The sequence below is a fragment of the Mesorhizobium sp. M7A.F.Ca.US.005.03.2.1 genome (genome assembly GCF_003997795.1).
Lineage (GTDB): Bacteria > Pseudomonadota > Alphaproteobacteria > Rhizobiales > Rhizobiaceae > Mesorhizobium > Mesorhizobium ciceri.
Map to the genome: position 1 here is coordinate 1 of NZ_RZRP01000856.1, position 2,658 is coordinate 2,658.

General features: G+C 63.0%; 1 protein-coding gene. It reads right to left on the bottom strand.

Features of this window, described 5'->3' with window-relative positions; translation table 11 throughout:
- Window positions 1-33 precede the first annotated feature (33 nt).
- Window positions 34-2,490, bottom strand: coding sequence for a penicillin-binding protein 1A (locus EN991_RS31505; protein ID WP_127370216.1), 2,457 nt, complete (start codon window positions 2,488-2,490; stop codon window positions 34-36).
- Window positions 2,491-2,658 lie beyond the last annotated feature (168 nt).

A 2,658-nucleotide genomic window follows, 5' to 3' on the forward strand; every position in this document is an offset into this window, starting at 1 on the left:
GCCCAAGGCCAGCCCATCCGCCCCTGAAAATCGTCAGTAGAGGCCGCCGCCGCCGGACTGGATAGCCTGATTGGCCTGCGGCGACAGCGCGCCACCGGTGGCATTTGAGCCGTCGGCGCCCATGCCGATCACCCAATAGCTGTCGGCGGGACCGGTGCCCGGCTTGAAGGCTTCGATGATGGTGCCGGGATCGCCCGATGCGGCACGCATGCCGGTCTTGCGATTGATGGCGACCAGGTTCATGCCTTCCGGCACCTTGAAGTCGACATTGGGCGTGCCGTCCAGCGCCACTCGCATGAAGTCCTTGAAGATCGGGGCTGCGAGGCCGCCACCGGTGGCGCCATGGCCGAGGCCGCGCGGCGTGTCATAGCCCATGTAGAGGCCGACGACGAGGTTGGGCGTGTAACCGATGAACCAGGCGTCCTTTTCATCGTTGGTCGTTCCGGTCTTGCCGGCGATGTGACGGCCGAGTTCGCCGATGGTGGCGCCGGTGCCGCGCTGCACGACCCCTTCCATCATCGAGGTGATCTGGTAGGCGGTCATCGGGTCGAGCACCTGCTCGGAATTGTCGACCAGCTCCGGCTCCGGCTGGTTCTGCCATTCCTGCGCATTGCAACCCTGGCAGCCACGTTCGTCCTGCTTGAACACCGTCTTGCCGTAGCGGTCCTGGATGCGGTCGATGAGCGACGGTTTGATCGACTTGCCGCCATTGGCCATGATCGAATAGGCCGACACCATGCGCATCACGGTGGTTTCGCCGGAACCCAACGCCATTGGCAGATACGGTGCCAGATGGTCGTAGACACCGAAGCGCTCGGCATATTCGACCACCAGCTTCATCCCCATGTCATTGGCAAGCCGCACCGTCATCAGGTTGCGCGACTTCTCGATGCCGGAGCGCAGGGTCGCCGGACCGGCGACGGTGCCGTCATAGTTCTTCGGCGTCCAGCTCGTGTTGCCGCTCTGGATCGTGATCGGCCCGTCCATGATAACCGAGGCCGGCGTATAGCCATTGTCGAGCGCTGCCGAATAGACGATCGGCTTGAACGAGGAGCCCGGCTGGCGCATGGCTTGCGTGGCGCGGTTGAATTCGGACTGCGCATAGGAGAAGCCGCCGACCATGGCCAGCACGCGGCCGGTGTGCGGGTCCATGGCGATCAGGCCGCCCTCTACTTCGGGCACCTGGCGCAGGCTGTAGGTGCCCTCGGCACCATCGTTTTTCTGCACGAAGATGACGTCGCCCGGCTTCAACACCTCCGCCGGCGACTTGGCCTTGACGGTCTTGCCGGCGACCACATGGCGCATGGCAAAACCCATGTCCTCCTTGCTGATGGTGCCTTCGACGCGCTCCTTGACGATCTCGCCCGACGCCTGCCGTGCGGGCTGCAGGCCGATCGACAGGCCGGTCGCCGAACTGTCGAGCACGACGGCGAGCGACCATTCGGGAACATCCTCCAGTCCCTTGACGGCGCCAAGCGGCACGCCCCAGTCGCCCGAGACATCGATCGATGTCACCGGCCCGCGATAGCCGCGCAGCGTGTCGTATTTCATCAACCCGTTCTGCATCGATTTGCGGGCAATGAGCTGGATCTTCGGATCGAGCGTGGTGCGGACGGAGAGGCCGCCTTCGTAGAGTGCATTCTCGCCGTAGCGGGCGATGATCTGGCGGCGCACCTCTTCGGTGAAGTACTCGCCGGCGAACAGATAGGTGCCGCTGCGCCGCGGCGTCACGCCCAGCGGCTCAGCCTTGGCCTTGTTGCCTTCCTCACGCGTGACATAGCCGTTCTCGACCATCTGATCGATGACCCAGTTGCGGCGCTCGATCGCGCGATCGGCATGCTTGAAAGGGTGATAGTTGTTCGGCCCCTTGGGCAGGGAGGCCAGGTAGGCGGCCTCGGCCACGGACAGTTCGTTGACCGACTTGTCGAAATAGGTCAGCGCCGCACCGGCGACGCCATAGGCGCCGAAGCCGAAGAAGATTTCGTTGAGGTAGAGCTCGAGAATGCGATCCTTGGGATAGGCCTGCTCGATGCGGAAGGCGAGGATCATCTCCTTGATCTTGCGCTCGTAGGTCTGGTCCGAGGACAACAGGACGTTCTTCGCCACCTGCTGGGTGATCGTCGAAGCGCCGACCTGGCGCCGGCCCGAGCCGAAATTCTGCAGGTTGACGATGATGGCGCGGCCGAGGCCGGTGACATCGATGCCCGGGTGATTGTAGAAATTCTTGTCTTCCGCCGACAGGAAGGCCGCCTTGACGCGGTCCGGAATGGCCTGGATCGGCAGATACAGGCGCCGTTCGCGCGCATATTCGGCCATCAGCGCGCCGTCGGACGCATGGATGCGGGTGGTCACCGGCGGCTCGTATTTGGCCAGCACCTCGTAGTCGGGCAGATCCTTCGACAAATGGCCGATGTAGATCGCAACGCCCGCCGCGACCAGAAGGGCCAGCGTCGTGCCGATGCCGAAAAAATAGCCAATGAGACGAATCATACCCGCTCCAGTCCTTGGTTCGGGAATTTCCTAAACGAAGCCGCCTTTCACGCAAGCTTTCGAGCCGGTCCCAATCCGTAATCGAAAACCCTTGTCGCCGCCATGTGGACAAAATACGGCAATGCCTGATTTCACGGCTGCTGGCCGGAAATAAAAGCACTGGGTGTT